Genomic DNA, 15,364 nt, shown 5'->3' with positions numbered 1-15,364 from the left:
GACGGGAACGGGATGGGGAAAATCCGTCAGACCAGTCCCGGGCTGTGGCAGTTAGCCCGGCTGAAAACAAAATCGAATCATCAAACGTCGCCTTGTGCCTTCACACGCTCCTGACGGTTGCTCAGCTTGTTCAGTGCGGACAGATAAGCCTTGGCACTGGCCACAATCACGTCGGTATCAGCACCCTGACCATTCACCACACGGCCGTCCTTGGCCAGACGCACGGTGACTTCGCCCTGCGATTCGGTGCCCTTGGTAATGGCGTTCACTGAGTACAGTTCCAGTTCGGCCGCGCTGTTGACCGTGCTTTCGATGGCCTTGAAGGCGGCATCCACCGGGCCGGAGCCGCTGGATTCACAGCGCTTTTCCACGCCGTGTTCGACAAACACGATGGCAGCTTGCGGGGCCTCACCGGTTTCGGTGTTGATCTTCAGCGACACGAACTTGTAGTCCTCCTGCAGGGTGGACACCATTTCGTCCGACACCAGCGCGTGCAGGTCTTCGTCGAAAATTTCGCGTTTGCGGTCGGCAAGGTCCTTGAAGCGGGCGAAAGCGGCGTTCAGTGCCTCTTCGCTATCCAGCACGATGCCAAGATCGGTCAACTTGGTCTTGAAGGCATTGCGACCGGACAATTTGCCCAGCGTCAGGCGGTTGGCACTCCAGCCCACGCTTTCGGCGGACATGATTTCGTAGGTTTCGCGATGCTTGAGCACGCCATCCTGATGGATGCCGGACTCATGGGCAAAGGCGTTGGCACCGACAATGGCCTTGTTCGGTTGCACCGGATAGCCGGTGACGGTGGACACCAGCTTGGACGCCGGCACGATCTGGGTGGCATCGACACGGGTTTCCACGGCAAAGATATCCTTGCGGGTACGCACGGCCATGACGATTTCTTCCAGCGCGGCATTACCGGCACGTTCACCCAAGCCGTTGATGGTGCATTCCACCTGACGGGCACCACCCAGAACTGCGGCCAGGCTGTTGGCCACCGCCATGCCCAGGTCGTTGTGGCAATGGGCGGACCAGATCACCTTGTCGCCACCCGGCGTCTTGCTGATCAGCTCACGGAAGAAAGCCTCGGTGGCACGCGGCACGGCGTAGCCCACGGTATCCGGTACGTTCAGCGTGGTGGCACCGGCCTTGATCACTTCGCCAAAGATGCGGGCGAGGAAGTCGATGTCCGAGCGCAAGGCGTCTTCGGCGGAAAATTCGACATCGTCGGTGTATTCACGGGCAATCTGCACCGCCTTTACTGCTGCGGCCACCACTTCATCCGGGCTCATGCGCAGCTTCTTTTCCATGTGGATGGGGCTGGTGGCAATGAACGTGTGGATGCGACCACGCGCAGCAGGCTTGATGGCCTCACCGGCGGCACGCACATCGCGCTCGTTGGCGCGGGCCAGGCTACAGACGGTGGAATCCTTGATCACCTCGGCAATGGCGCGGATGGCTTCAGCATCACCCGGGCTGGCAGCGGCAAAACCGGCCTCGATCACATCCACACCCAGACGTTCCAGCTGACGGGCGATACGGATCTTTTCTTCCTTGGTCATGGAAGCGCCCGGCGACTGCTCGCCATCACGCAAGGTGGTATCAAAAATGTAAAGACGGTCGCCCATGTCGAATGCTCTCCCTTGTCCCTGTGCTGCTGTCCCGGCGGCGTTCAGGTAATCGTTGAAATCGAATCTCTTGCCCTGGCTGGCGGCGAGTTGCGCCAGTTTGTTCAACTGTGACAGCGGCAGGCTGCCACGTTCTCTCCATTTGTAGATTGCTGCACGGCTGACCGGCTCATCGGGAAACAGCTGACTCAGGCCTTCAGCCACCGCACCGGGGCCGCCCAGGTCTTCGATCAGTCGTTCAATGTCCAATTGCATGTTGTGCTCCTGCAGCAAAGTTTTAACCAATGTATCGATTGGACAATATTTCGTCAAACACGCAGTGCAACATGGGCTGGAAAATCAAAAATCCTGTGTCAAATATGCAAATATTTGACATTAAGTCTAATATTTCATAAAAACTGGCTACGCCAGACACCAAAAGCCGTCAGCATCCGGATTGAGTCATCAGAACAATTCAGACAAAAATTGGACAATTCTGTCCAATACCTACGTCACGCCGGGCAATAAAAAACCCCGTTACGCCAAGCGTAAACGGGGTGATCTGTACAAGCGACAGCAGTTTCAAAGCATCTCGGGCTTCGGCTTGCACCAGCGCCAGGCAGCCATCACATAGCCGGACAGCGCATAGCAGACAAAGAAACCAAACAGCACCAGCGGTGGCTCGGACATCAGCAGCAGCAAACCCATCACCAGCGCCAGCAGCATCACAAACGGTACGCGACGGCGCAGGTGGATTTCCTTGAAGCTCCAGAACTTCACATTGGTCACCATGGTAATGCCGGAAAAAGCGGTAAAGCCCAGCAGAATCCACTGCAAACCTGGCAGGCCGGTGTAGTCATAGGCGTGGCAGATCCACACCAGCCCGGCCACCAGCGCCGCGGCAGCCGGGCTGGGCAGGCCGGTAAACCAGCGTTTGTCGGTACTGCCTATCATGGTGTTGAAGCGGGCCAGCCGCAGCGCTGCACCGGCACAATGTATGAAAGCCACCATCCAGCCCAGCTTGCCCATGTCTTTGAGCAGCCATTCATAGGCCACCAGCGCCGGGGCCACACCAAAGCTCACCATGTCCGACAGGCTGTCAAACTCGGCACCAAACGCACTCTGGCTGTGCGTCAGACGGGCAACGCGGCCATCCATGCCATCCAGAATCATGGCAACAAAAATGGCCACAGCGGCAATCTGGAAGTTCTGGTTCATCGCCTGGACGATGGCGTAGAAACCGGCAAACAGCGCGGCCAGGGTAAAGGAGTTGGGCAACAGGTAAATACCCTGGCGGCGCAGGGAAGGCTTGCCCGGAACGGGTTCATGCATCATGAAGTTATCCGTAAGCGAAACAGTCGATACGGCGCTGAACCGGCAGCAAGGCAAGCCGGTAGTCAATGCGTCGACGATCTGGATAAATCGGGCGCCGTGGCGCAGAACCGCATAGTGTAATCCAAGCCGCTGTCAGCAGCAAAACTGTGCCAGACCCCATACCCGGCAGGGCCCTGGCAATGAAAAAAGCCGGGTTGCCCCGGCTTTGTACACTGACCGACTTCGAAATCAGTTCTTCGACTGGTCAACCAGTTTGTTCTTGGAAATCCAGGGCATCATGGCGCGCAGTTCGGCACCAACCTTCTCGATCGGGTGATCGGCGGTCAGGCGACGACGGGCAGTCATGCTCGGATAGTTGGTTTTGCCTTCCAGGATGAACATCTTGGCGTATTCGCCGGACTGGATGCGGTACAGCGCCTTTTTCATGGCTTCCTTGGTGGCGGAGGTCACCACTTCCGGGCCGGTCACGTACTCGCCATACTCCGCGTTATTGGAGATGGAGTAGTTCATGTTGGCGATGCCGCCTTCGTACATCAGATCGACGATCAGCTTCAGTTCGTGCAGGCATTCGAAGTAAGCCATTTCCGGAGCGTAACCGGCTTCGGTCAGGGTTTCGAAACCGGCCTTCACCAGTTCAACCGCGCCACCACACAGTACGGCTTGCTCGCCGAACAGGTCGGTTTCGGTTTCTTCGCGGAAGTTGGTTTCAATCACGCCACCCTTGGTACCGCCGTTGGCAGCAGCATAGGACAGGGCCACGTCACGGGCTTTGCCGGACTTGTCCTGGTAAACGGCGATCAGGGTCGGCACGCCGCCACCCTTCACGTATTCGGAACGTACGGTGTGGCCCGGGCCTTTCGGGGCCACCATGATCACGTCCAGGTCTTCACGCGGAACGATCTGGTTGTAATGCACGTTGAAGCCGTGGGCGAATGCCAGGGCAGCGCCCTTCTTGATGTTCGGGGCGATTTCGGTGCGGTATACGTCCGGCTGCGATTCGTCCGGCAGCAGGATCATCACGACATCGGCCTTCTTCACTGCTTCGGCCACTTCTTTCACCTTGTGACCAGCGGCTTCAGCCTTTTTCCAGGACGCACCGTCCTTGCGCAGACCAACAATCACATCAACGCCAGACTCTTTCAGGTTCTGGGCGTGGGCATGGCCTTGCGAGCCGTAACCGATGATGGCGACTTTCTTACCCTTGATGATGGAAAGATCCGCGTCCTTGTCGTAATACACTTTCATTTGCTTCGTCCCTTGTTATCCGGGCGGCCACCTGCTGTGGCCCGCCGCCAGATGTATAGATATATCAGATTTTCAGAACCCGTTCACCACGGCCAATGCCGGATGCGCCAGTACGGACCGTTTCCAGGATCACTGCGCGGTCAATGGCCTCGATAAAGGCCCCCAGCTTGTCGCTCGTACCAGTCAGCTCGATGGTGTATGTCTTTTCCGTAACATCGATGATGCGACCGCGGAAAATATCCGCCATGCGCTTCATTTCTTCCCGGTCTTTGCCGGTAGCGCGCACCTTGATCAGCATCATCTCGCGTTCGATGTGCTCGGATTCGTTGAGGTCTATCACCTTGACCACCTCGATCAGCTTGTTGAGCTGCTTGGTGATCTGCTCGATGACTTCGTCAGAACCATGCGTGACGATCGTCATCCGTGACAGTGTCGCATCCTCGGTAGTCGACACCGTCAGAGAGTCAATGTTGTAAGCCCGGGCCGAAAACAGGCCCACCACGCGGGACAGTGCGCCCGCTTCGTTTTCCAGCAAGATCGAAAGAATATGTCTCATACCGTCCGCCTCAGCACATATTGCCGTAGTCACGGTTGTTCTCGAAAGGAAGCTGCTGGACATCGCGCATGTGCGGCGGCAAGTCCATCTGGTCCAGGCCCTTGCCGTTCTGGATCATCGGGAACACGTTCTCGGACTGATCAGTACGGAAGTCGAGGAATACCAGGCGCTCCTTCAACGCAGGGCCAAACGCCTCGCGCAACACCGGTTCTACATCGGACGGGTTTTCAATCTTGAAGCCAACGTGGCCATAGGCCTCGGCCACCTTCACGAAGTCCGGCAACGCGTCCATGTAGGACTCGGAGTAACGGGTTCCGTAGAAGAATTCCTGCCACTGGCGCACCATGCCCAGGTAGCGGTTGTTCAGCGCCACCACCTTGACCGGGGTATGGTATTGCTTGCAGGTGGACAGCTCCTGGATGTTCATCTGGATGGAGCCTTCGCCGGTGATACAGGCGACGGTTGCATCCGGATTGGCCAGTTGCGCGCCCATGGCTGCCGGCAAACCGAAGCCCATGGTACCCAAGCCGCCGGAATTGAGCCACTGCTTTGGATTATCAAACTTGTAATACTGGGCCGCCCACATCTGATGTTGTCCCACATCAGAGGCAATGATGGCCTTGCCGCCGGTAATCTCGTACAGCTTTTCCACCACGTATTGCGGCTTGATCAGCTCGGTGGACGGGGTGTACAGCAGGCTGTTGTGACCACGCCATTCTTCGATCTGCTTCCACCAGCCAGCCAGGTGAGCGGCATCCGGCTTCTGACCGGACTGACGCAGGATGTCCAGCATTTCGCGCAACACGTGCTTGACGTCGCCCACGATGGGTACGTCCACCTTCACGCGTTTGGAGATGGAAGACGGGTCCACGTCGATGTGGATGATCTTCTTCGGCTGCGACAGGAAGTGCGAAGGCACGCTGATCACGCGGTCGTCAAAACGCGCACCGATGGCAATCAGCACATCACAGTACTGCATCGCCATATTGGCTTCGTAAGTACCGTGCATGCCCAGCATGCCGAGGAATTGCGGATCAGAACCCGGATAGGCACCCAAGCCCATCAGGGTGTTGGTACACGGCAGGCCCAGCGACTTCACCAGTTCGGTGACTTCGGCTGCAGCATTGCCCTGTACGGCACCGCCACCGACATAAATGTACGGACGCTTGGCTTCCAGCAGAAGGTTGATGGCCTTCTTGATCTGTCCCGGATGGCCGCGGGTGGCAGGCACATAGGAACGGATGTGCACGTTTTCCGGGTAGTGGAATTCGGCACTTTGCTGGGTGACATCCTTGGGAATATCCACCACCACGGGGCCGGGACGGCCGCTCTTGGCAATGTAAAAGGCTTTCTTGATGGTGGCCGCCAGGTCGTTGATGTCCTTGACCAGGAAGTTGTGCTTCACACACGGACGGGTAATGCCCACCATGTCCACTTCCTGGAAGGCGTCCAGGCCGATGGCGGGCGTCGCCACCTGGCCGGAAATCACCACCATTGGAATGGAGTCCATATAGGCCGTGGCAATGCCGGTGACGGCATTGGTGGCACCCGGACCGGAGGTCACCAGTGCAACGCCCACCTTGTCGCTGGAACGCGAGTAGGCATCCGCCGCGTGCACGGCAGCCTGCTCATGACGTACCAGAACGTGCTTGAATTTGTCCTGCCGGAAGATGGCATCATAAATTTCCAGAACCGCGCCGCCGGGGTAGCCGAACAGAAATTCGACCCCTTCTTCCTGCAGGCAACGGACCAGGATTTCCGCGCCCGATATCTGCATCTTGTGCCTCTTTGTCTTGTCTTGCAGTCAATCTTGGCAATTGACTTGTGTTTCATCCCGTTGTGATGGAAGACCTTAGCGTATCCCTCAAATAATGGTCAAGGCTTTTGTGCAGGTGCAAAAACGCGCTAAGCCACGGTAAAAACAGGGAAATCCCCGGGGTGGTCTTGCCTGCCCGGCTCTGCTACTATCTGCGGCTGGCATCAACCTGAATTCCCTCCTCACATGGCAAGCCGCAAGGAAATGGCCGACTTTCTGCTGTCGGTGGAACGCCGCGCCTTCAAGCAAGCCTTTTACGCCGTTCGCAACGACGAAAATGCGCTTGACATCGTGCAAGACGCCATGATGAAACTGGCGGACCGCTACGCCCACGCACCGGCAGCCGAATTGCCGCTGATTTTTCAGCGCATCTTGCAAAACACCATTCGCGACCACTTCCGCCGGGCCAAGGTCAGGAATTTCTTTGGTACCTTGCTGTCGTCCCTGCTGCCGGTACGTGAGGAAGACGAAACAGCCGACCCGCTGGAAACGCTCAGCATCGCCGCGGATGAAGCCAGCAGCAATCCGGAAAAATGGTATGCCCGCAAGGAAGTGGCCCAACTGATTGATGGTGCGGTGCAACTGCTGCCTACCCGTCAACGCGAGGCCTTTCTGCTGCGTTACTGGGAAGGACTGGATGTTGCCGAGACGGCCAGGGTGATGGGCTGTTCAGAAGGCAGCGTCAAAACCCATTGTTCGCGCGCCACGCATACCCTGGCCGCCATCCTGCAGCAAAAAGGAGTGGTGTTATGAAACCTTCGAACCACCCACTTGGCGGGGAAGACAAATTGACCCGCTCCGTCAACCGCATCCTGAATCACGCTTCACAGGAAGCGGACCCCAACATCAGACAAGGCCTGCAACAGGCGCGCGAACGGGCGCTTGCCCGCTTTGACCAGCGTATCGCCCAGCCGCCGACTCTGGGTGAACGATTTGGCTTGTGGGTGCTTCGGCATACCCAGGCACTACGCCGCAGTGCACTGGCGCTCGGTTTTGCCATGGCGGCCAGTACCGGCATTTGGCTGGCCGAAGGCCTGCTGATGGAAGAAGAAGCCGTTGATGCAGCCATCCTGTCACATGAACTGCCGCTGGAAGCTTTCATGGACCCGCACTTCACAGGCAATCTCCATGATTAAGCCGCGCCAGGTCCTGCCGCTTATCTTGCTGGGAAGTCTGCTGGCCTTGCCGGTTGGAGCCAGTCCGCTGAACAACCCGCGCTGGGACCAGCTGGATAGCGAACAACAAACCGTAATGGCACCGCTGGCCAGCGAATGGGACCGTTACGCACCGGAAAAAAAGAAAAACCTGCTGGCCATCGTGCCGGAATACCGCAGTCTCGACGCTGCCGGTAAACTGCGCCTGCAAAGCAAGCTGAAGATCTGGTCGGACCTGACGCTGGAACAACGCCAGCAAATCCGCAACAATTGGAAAACGCTGCAAGCCCTGTCACCGGCCGAGCGGGAAAAAGCCATTCAGCGCCTGAAACAAGGTGCATCCAGACCACAAGCTTCCGGTTAACCCTCTACTCGTTCCCATTTCATGTCTTCATCCTTTTCCGACGCCGGCATTGGCCGCCGACTGTGCAGCCAGTTTTACGAACTACTGCTGATTGCCGCCTTGTTGCTTACCGTTTCTGCCGTCATGACCGGCCTGCAAGCCTGGCTGGGTCGCTCATTGCTGCTGGACCTGCTGACGCAACTGGCGCTGGCGGGCAGCCTGTTCGGTTATTTTGGCAGCAGCTGGGTCAAGTCGGGCCAGACCGTGGCGATGAAAGCCTGGCGTCTCAAGCTGGTGCGCCTGGATGACAATAAACTGATTGACTGGCGCCAGGCCGGTTTTCGCTATGTCATCGCGCTGCTGCTGTTTGTCGGCATGCCAGCCATCTCCTACCTGGCCTGGTCGCGCAATCTGGGACATGGCCGTGAGGCACTGCTGATTTCACTGGCCTGGTGCGCCCTGCCTTACCTGGCTGCCTATTACGACAAAGATCACCTGTTCCTGCACGACAGGCTGGCGCGCACCCGTCAGATCACCTTGCCCAAGGCCCCGCATCCGGGCAAAGGCAAGCCAGCTGCCTGAGTCACCGGTCTGTGGCAAGTTTGCCGACAGGCTGATGATTGGCGTTTGCTCAGGCTGAGTGACTGAATGGCCCGCCCGGCCTGACATGGCAACCGGGCAGCCATTGCCGCAGGGTGTCAAATCGCGCGCCAGTATCTTCAAGAAAAGATACTTCACCGACAACTCATGATACGCTTTGCGCCCGGAACGGAAAGCCACGCCCCTCCCTTACCTGGAATATCGCAGAATGCATCAACAGCCTGATCAGATCGACCGCATCGTCGCCCTCTGGAATGAAGTACGCCCCGAGCTGGACGCTTCGTCCACCCATGTGATTGGCCGCATCGTGCGGATGGAGTATTTCATTACCCGCCGCGTGTTGCAGGACCTGGCCCGCTACAACCTGAATGTCGGTGAATTTGACGTGCTGGCCGCCTTGCGCCGCCGTGGCGAGCCCTACCAGCTGTCGCCCAATCAGCTGCAAGGCATGGTGCTGATTTCCTCCGGCGCGCTGACCAACCGCATCAACCGCCTGGAAGAAGCCGGTCTGGTCACCCGCTCGCCCGACCCGGAAGACCGCCGCGGTGTGATTGTCACCCTGAGCGCCAAGGGCTTTGCCGTGATTGAAGAAGCGGTGGTCAACCACCTGGCTGCCGAAGCCGAATTGATGGAAAACCTGGATGAGGCAGAAAAAGGGCAACTGGCTGGCCTGCTGAAAAAACTGCTGCAAACGCAGGAAGACTGAACACCACGCCCACTCGATAAAAAAGCCGCCGGATGGCGGCTTTTTTATTGCTTACAGGCCAATAATCAGTAACAGGTTGGCCCCGCAGATCAGCACAAACAGCAGCCAGCCCAATAATTGCATGGCTGGCGACAAGGCAAATTCACCCATCAACCGGCGACTGGCCGTGATGCGCAGCAAAGGCCACATCGCCAGCGGCAGCTGCAGGCTGAGTACCACCTGGCTCCACACCAGCATGCGTCCCACAGCCCCCTCGCCCAGCAGCAAAACGCCGCACAAGGCAGGCAGCAAGGCCAGGCCTCGGGTAATCAGCCGCCGTTGATAGCAGGGAATGCGGATTTGCAAGAATCCATCCATGATGACCTGCCCCGCTACGGTGCCGGTCAGCGTGGAACTTTGACCGGATGCCAGCAAGGCCAGGCCGAACAGCAGCGCTGCCGCCCCACCGGCCAGCGGTGTAATCAGCCGATAAGCCTGTTCGATATCATCCACCACCGGCTGGCCCACCGCATGGAAGGCGGCACCGGCCAGAATGAGAATGGCCCCATTCACCAGCATGGCCAGCAGCAGGGACAGCACGGTATCCACGCGGCACAGCGCCAAGGTATCCCGCAGGCTGTGTTTGCCGCTTTCCACTTTGCGGGTTTGCACCACCGAGGAGTGCAGGTACAAGTTGTGCGGCATGATGGTGGCCCCGACAATGCCCAGACCCAACACCACGGCCTGGTGCAAGTCCCCCCCCGGATTCGAAGGCAACAAGCCGCGTGCCACCGCGGGCCAATCCGGCCCCACCATGAACACCTGAATGGCAAAACACAATGCGATGGTGGCAATCAGCCCCAGCACCACGGCCTCGATCTGCCGGAAACCCTTGCCCTTCATGCCCAGCACGATGACGGTATCAAATGCCGTCAGCACCACGCCCCAGGCCAATGGCACGCCAAACAACAGCTTGAATGCCAGGGCGCAGCCCAGCACCTCGGCCACATCGCAGGCAATAATCGACACTTCGGCGCTAAGCCACTGCACCACCCTGCCGGTGGGTCCGTAATAGGCGCTGCTGGCCTGGGCCAGATCCTGCCCGGTGACCAGGCCAAGCCGGGCGGACATCAGCTGCAATACCATGGCCACCAGGCTGGACAGCACCACAATCCACAACAGGCCGTAGCCAAAGCGCGAGCCTGCCTCGATATCGGTTGCCCAGTTTCCCGGGTCCATATATCCCACCGCCACCAGCAAGCCTGGGCCGGCAAAACGGCGCAGCCGCTGCCACCAGGGCGCGCGGGCATCAATGCGGATGCTGCCTTGTACTTCAGCGGGACAAAACGGAGCGGTTGCCGTGTGGGGAAGGGAAAACATGCAACATCCTCAAGCGAAGAGGAAAGAAAAATGCACGCTACTTGCGTGCAAAGTCTACTGATCTAAAGGCAGGTTACTACCAGCCACTTTGACTGGTACTGGCGCAGTCCAGGACCATTGTTTTTTCCAGGCGCCAATCACCAGATTGGGATATTCCGGCCGACCCAGGCTACCGTTGTAACGGCCGAGTGCGCGATAGAGATTGCCGCGCTCCATGTCCAGATAATGGCGCAAGATGGTGCAGCCATAACGCAGGTTGAGCGTGAGTTCGAACAGATTGTGCTGCGGATTGCCGATCTGGCGCACCCAGAAAGGCATCACCTGCATCAGCCCACGGGCACCCGCCGGGGAAATGGCGTATTTGTTGAAACCGCTTTCCACCTGGATCAGGCCCAGCACCATTTGCGGATCCAGCCCGGCACGGGTGGACTCGTATTGAATGGCGGTAAGCAGACGTTCGCGCATCCAGCTGTCCGGAATGCGCTTTTGCAGGCGGCGCGACATCTCGGCCAGCCAGGCCTGGCCTTCCTGCGGGGTGTCAAACACCAGTCGTGGTGCGTTGACATCGGCAATGGTACGGCTCATTGCCGATGCCACATTGGCAGCCAGTGCCTCCTCGCGCTGCGCACCCGCCCATGCTGGCGAACAGGCCAGCATGGTGAACAGGGCAAGCAGCGGCAGGAGGATTTTCATCAGGACAGTTTGGCGAGCAGATGTTCCAGAATAGCATCTGCCGCGACGGCCGTTGCCGCAGCATCACGACGCTGCTGGTACTCTACCTTGCCTTCCTTCAGGCCACGGTCGCCGATGGTGACGCGATGCGGCGCGCCAATCAGCTCCCAGTCGGCAAACATGGCACCCGGGCGCTCACCACGGTCGTCCAGAATCACATCCACGCCCTTGGCCAGCAGGCTGGCATACAGGCTGTCGGCAGCGGCTTTCACTTCGGCGGAACGATCGTAACCGACCGGGCAGATGGCCACGGCAAACGGGGCGATATTATCCGGCCAGATCATGCCCTTGTCGTCGTGGTTCTGTTCGATGGCAGCACCCAGGATACGGGTGACACCAATGCCGTAGCAGCCCATTTCGAACGGTTTGGGCTTGCCGTCTTCATCCAGGAAAGTCGCATTCATGGCGGCGGAGTACTTGGTGCCCAGGTAGAACACATGGCCCACTTCGATGCCGCGCTGGATGGCCAGTACGCCCTTGCCGTCCGGGCTGGGGTCGCCGGCCACCACATTGCGGATGTCGGCCACTTCCGGCTCGGCACAGTCACGGCCGAAGTTGGCTCCGGTGTAGTGCTGGTCGTCTTCGTTGGCGCCGATGACAAAATCGGCCATCTTGGCCACGGTACGGTCGGCAATGATGCGGCCCTTGAAACCAACCGGACCCAGCGAACCCGGATTGGCACCGAAAGCCTCACGGATAATGGCCGGCGATGCCATGGTCAGCGGCTTCTTGATGCCGGTCACTTTTTCGGCCTTCACTTCGTTCAGTTCGTGGTCGCCACGCACCAGCATCAGCACCGCCTCGCCTTCGCTGCCCTCCACCACCAGCGCCTTGACGGTGCTCTTGATGTCGATGGACAGGAAATCCACCAGTTCGGCAATGGTTTTTACCTTGGGGGTATGCACCTTGGTCAGCGCGGCGGCAGCGGCAGGGCGTTCACCAGCCGGGGCCACGGCCTCAGCCAGTTCGATATTGGCGGCGTAGTCGGAATCGGGACAGTAGATGATGGCATCTTCACCGGTATCGGCAATCACCTGGAATTCGTGCGAGCGGTCACCGCCGATGGCACCGGTATCGGCAGCCACGGCGCGGTAAGTCAGGCCCAGACGGTCAAAGATGCGGCAGTAGGCGGCATACATATTGTCGTAGCTCACGCCGGCAGCTTCGGCGCTGCGGTCGAAGGAGTAGGCATCCTTCATGGTGAATTCGCGGCCACGCATCACGCCAAAGCGCGGACGGCGCTCGTCGCGGAACTTGGTCTGGATCTGGTAGAAGTTCTTCGGCAAGGCGCGATAGCTGCGCAGTTCGCTGCGGGCGATGTCGGTGATCACTTCTTCAGCGGTCGGCTGCAGGGCGAAGTCACGCTCGTGACGGTCCTTGAAGCGCAGCATTTCTTCGCCCATGGTGTCCCAGCGGCCGGATTCCTGCCACAGGCCGGCCGGCTGCACCACCGGCAACGATACTTCAATGGCACCGGCACGGTTCATTTCTTCGCGCACGATGTTTTCCACCTTGCGCACCACACGCAGGCCCATCGGCATCCAGGAATAGATACCGGCAGCAACCTTGCGGATGAAACCGGCACGAATCATCAGCTTCTGGCTGGTGATGTCGGCGTCGGCGGGGGCTTCTTTCAGGGTGGAAATGAAAAACTGCGATGCGCGCATGATGCGTCCTTGGTATTCGGCTAAATAGGGTTGATTGTAGCGTTTTGCGTGGGTGACGGGAAAGCATCCTGACAGCGTGGCTTAGCCGCAGCCCCACCCTGGAGTCATCGAGACCACATTGTGGCTTTCCGCCGACAAGCCCCAACAGAAAGCAGCCGGCATTGCAGCATTAGCTTGGCGCTGTCCTGACTCAGTAGTAACCTTCGCGCTCACAGGCCATCTCTAATTCCGCAGCGCAACAAGACGGGCAGGAATGGCACGCATGCTCAACCCACAACAGAAGTCACACACAAATCATGCAGGCTCACAATAAACAAGCCATGGCCGGATTGACGCTGGCTGCGCTGGGCGTGGTGTACGGGGATATCGGTACCAGTCCGCTCTACACCCTGCAACAATGCTTTACTGCCCATAACATGGCGACCAGCCCGGAAAACATTCTTGGTATCTTGTCCTTGATATTCTGGTCGCTGATCTTCGTGGTATCGATCAAGTACGTCGCCTTCGTACTGCGTGCCGACAACCACGGCGAAGGCGGCATCATGGCGCTGATGGCGCTGGCCCGCCACTATGTCACCCATGCGGCACGCTGGAAAATTGTACTGCTGGGTCTGTTCGGAGCCTCGCTGTTCTACGGTGACGCCATCATCACTCCAGCCATTTCGGTACTGTCCGCTGCTGAAGGTCTGAAAGTACTCAGTCCCAGCATGGGGCCCTACATCTTGCCGCTGGCCGTGGTGGTATTGGTGTTTCTCTTTATTCTGCAACGCTTCGGCACCGCCAGTGTCGGCATGTTGTTCGGCCCGGTGATGACATTCTGGTTCTTCACCATCGGTGTGCTCGGCCTGCTGCAGATTGTGCAAGCCCCTGCGGTACTGGCCGCGATCAACCCCTTGCATGCAATCCGGTTTCTGCTTCAGCACGGTGTTGGTGCCTACCTGACATTGGGTTCTGTGGTACTGGCCTTGACCGGTGCGGAAGCGCTATACGCCGACATGGGGCACTTCGGCAAGAAACCTATCCGCTTGGCTTGGTACGGTCTGGTGCTCCCCGCACTGGTACTCAATTACTTTGGCCAAGGCGCGTTGCTGATGATCAATCCCAAGGCCATTGAAAACCCCTTTTTCATGCTGGCACCGCAATGGGCCCTGCTGCCCTTGATCATCCTGGCCACCCTGGCCACGGTGATTGCCTCGCAGGCGGTGATTTCCGGTGCCTATTCGCTCACCCGCCAGGCCATCCAGCTGGGTTACAGCCCGCGCATGGAGATTTCGCATACCTCCGAGAAAGAAATCGGCCAGATCTACCTGCCCTTCGTCAACTGGGCCTTGCTGGTTGCCGTGCTGGTCGTTGTTCTGACCTTCCAGACTTCTGACAGCCTGGCCTCGGCCTACGGCATTGCAGTCACCGGTACCATGCTGATCACCACCTTGCTCTTCTTCGTGGTGGCACGCGTCAACTGGCGCTGGCCACTGCCGTTGGCCCTGTTCGTCACGGTACTGTTCGGCATCATCGACTTTGCCTTCTTTAGTGCCAACCTGCTCAAGCTGTTCTCCGGCGGCTGGCTGCCACTGGTATTGGGCATGATCATCTTCATGCTGATGACCACCTGGAAGCAGGGTCGCAAGCTGCTGTTCGACCGCTTGCGTGAACAGGCGCTGCCGCTGGACAGCTTCATCGAAAACCTGGAGGCCTTCCCGCCCACCCGGGTACAAGGCACTGCCGTGTTCCTCACCAGCACCCTGCATGGCGTACCGCATGCCCTGCTGCACAACCTCAAGCACAACAAGGTGCTGCACGAGCGCATCGTGCTGATGACCATACGCACCGAGGACGTACCGTATATTGCCGAGGATGCACGCCTGGAAGTGGTGCAGCTGTCACCCTCGTTCTGGCGCGTGGTGGCCCGCTACGGCTTCAAGGAAGACCCGAGCGTGCTGAATGTACTATCGCTGTGCGAAACCGATGGTCTGGCCTTCGAACTGATGGATACGTCCTTCTTCCTGTCGCGCGAAACCATCATTTCCACCGAGCGGCCGGGCATGGCGCGCTGGCGTGAGCGGCTGTTTGTATGGATGAGCAAGAACGCACTGCGCGCGACCGACTTCTTCCAGATCCCCACCAACCGCGTGGTGGAGCTGGGTGCCCAAGTCGAACTGTAGTCAAGTCACTACATCAAAAGGCAGGCTTTTTAGCCTGCCTTTTTTATTTGCCCGAGCAAAATCACCCGATGTAATCGTTTACAAACCC

General features: G+C 58.7%; 14 protein-coding genes. 6 read left to right on the top strand and 8 right to left on the bottom strand.

Going from position 1 to position 15,364, the window contains the following annotated elements; all coding sequences use genetic code 11:
• Positions 1 to 80: 80 nt before the first annotated feature.
• The 5 genes from HWX34_RS08630 to ilvB all read right to left on the bottom strand — a co-directional run bounded on the left by HWX34_RS08630 (position 81) and on the right by ilvB (position 6,514).
• A complete protein-coding gene (locus HWX34_RS08630; protein WP_045845775.1) occupies positions 81 to 1,877 on the bottom strand; it encodes a 2-isopropylmalate synthase in 1,797 nt (598 codons plus the stop codon).
• Positions 1,878 to 2,183: 306 nt separating this feature from the next.
• Positions 2,184 to 2,933 (bottom strand): CDP-diacylglycerol--serine O-phosphatidyltransferase, encoded by a 750-nt coding sequence (pssA, locus tag HWX34_RS08625; RefSeq protein ID WP_370459712.1) that lies wholly within the window; start codon positions 2,931 to 2,933, stop codon positions 2,184 to 2,186.
• A 231-nt stretch (positions 2,934 to 3,164) separates the two neighbouring features.
• Positions 3,165 to 4,181, bottom strand: coding sequence for a ketol-acid reductoisomerase (gene ilvC, locus HWX34_RS08620; protein ID WP_178971863.1), 1,017 nt, complete (start codon positions 4,179 to 4,181; stop codon positions 3,165 to 3,167).
• Between the two features lie 64 nt (positions 4,182 to 4,245).
• Positions 4,246 to 4,737 carry an acetolactate synthase small subunit gene (gene ilvN / locus HWX34_RS08615; RefSeq protein WP_045845778.1) on the bottom strand — a complete coding sequence of 164 codons (492 nt, stop codon included), beginning with the start codon at positions 4,735 to 4,737 and terminating at the stop codon, positions 4,246 to 4,248.
• A 10-nt stretch (positions 4,738 to 4,747) separates the two neighbouring features.
• Positions 4,748 to 6,514, bottom strand: coding sequence for a biosynthetic-type acetolactate synthase large subunit (ilvB, locus tag HWX34_RS08610; protein ID WP_178971862.1), 1,767 nt, complete (start codon positions 6,512 to 6,514; stop codon positions 4,748 to 4,750).
• A 225-nt stretch (positions 6,515 to 6,739) separates the two neighbouring features.
• On the opposite strand from ilvB, the gene HWX34_RS08605 reads away from it, so the two are divergent.
• From HWX34_RS08605 to HWX34_RS08585, 5 genes are all read left to right on the top strand, one after another.
• Positions 6,740 to 7,306: an RNA polymerase sigma factor gene (locus HWX34_RS08605; RefSeq protein ID WP_178971861.1), complete on the top strand. Its 567-nt coding sequence runs from the start codon at positions 6,740 to 6,742 to the stop codon at positions 7,304 to 7,306.
• Positions 7,303 to 7,689, top strand: coding sequence for a DUF3619 family protein (locus HWX34_RS08600; RefSeq protein WP_178971860.1), 387 nt, complete (start codon positions 7,303 to 7,305; stop codon positions 7,687 to 7,689). Before HWX34_RS08605 ends, HWX34_RS08600 begins: the two co-directional genes overlap by 4 nt.
• Complete coding sequence (locus tag HWX34_RS08595; RefSeq protein WP_178971859.1) at positions 7,682 to 8,071, top strand: DUF3106 domain-containing protein; 390 nt, start codon at positions 7,682 to 7,684, stop codon at positions 8,069 to 8,071. The genes HWX34_RS08600 and HWX34_RS08595 overlap by 8 nt, the downstream gene beginning before the upstream one ends.
• A 21-nt stretch (positions 8,072 to 8,092) precedes the next feature.
• The gene (locus HWX34_RS08590) at positions 8,093 to 8,632 is read left to right on the top strand and encodes an RDD family protein (RefSeq protein ID WP_178971858.1); all 540 of its coding nucleotides are present in this window, start codon (positions 8,093 to 8,095) and stop codon (positions 8,630 to 8,632) included.
• 226 nt (positions 8,633 to 8,858) lie between these two features.
• Positions 8,859 to 9,356, top strand: a complete 498-nt coding sequence (locus tag HWX34_RS08585) for a MarR family winged helix-turn-helix transcriptional regulator (RefSeq protein ID WP_178971857.1) — start codon at positions 8,859 to 8,861, stop codon at positions 9,354 to 9,356.
• A gap of 51 nt (positions 9,357 to 9,407) precedes the next feature.
• Here the strand turns inward: HWX34_RS08585 and HWX34_RS08580 are convergent, their stop codons facing one another.
• From HWX34_RS08580 to HWX34_RS08570, 3 genes are read right to left on the bottom strand one after another with little or no spacing between them, the layout of a single operon-like run.
• Complete coding sequence (locus tag HWX34_RS08580; protein WP_178971856.1) at positions 9,408 to 10,715, bottom strand: Nramp family divalent metal transporter; 1,308 nt, start codon at positions 10,713 to 10,715, stop codon at positions 9,408 to 9,410.
• 54 nt (positions 10,716 to 10,769) lie between these two features.
• Positions 10,770 to 11,408 carry a lytic transglycosylase domain-containing protein gene (locus HWX34_RS08575; RefSeq protein WP_178971855.1) on the bottom strand — a complete coding sequence of 213 codons (639 nt, stop codon included), beginning with the start codon at positions 11,406 to 11,408 and terminating at the stop codon, positions 10,770 to 10,772.
• Positions 11,408 to 13,114, bottom strand: a complete 1,707-nt coding sequence (locus HWX34_RS08570; protein ID WP_178971854.1) for a proline--tRNA ligase — start codon at positions 13,112 to 13,114, stop codon at positions 11,408 to 11,410. The genes HWX34_RS08575 and HWX34_RS08570 overlap by 1 nt, the downstream gene beginning before the upstream one ends.
• Before the next feature lie 296 nt (positions 13,115 to 13,410).
• On the opposite strand from HWX34_RS08570, the gene kup reads away from it, so the two are divergent.
• Entirely contained in the window at positions 13,411 to 15,276 is a 1,866-nt protein-coding gene (kup, locus tag HWX34_RS08565) for a low affinity potassium transporter Kup (RefSeq protein WP_178971853.1), read from the top strand.
• Positions 15,277 to 15,364: the final 88 nt, after the last annotated feature.

Source organism: Aquitalea sp. LB_tupeE, from assembly GCF_013391415.1.
Taxonomy (GTDB): domain Bacteria; phylum Pseudomonadota; class Gammaproteobacteria; order Burkholderiales; family Chromobacteriaceae; genus Aquitalea.
This window is presented reverse-complemented; position numbering and strand designations above follow the sequence as displayed.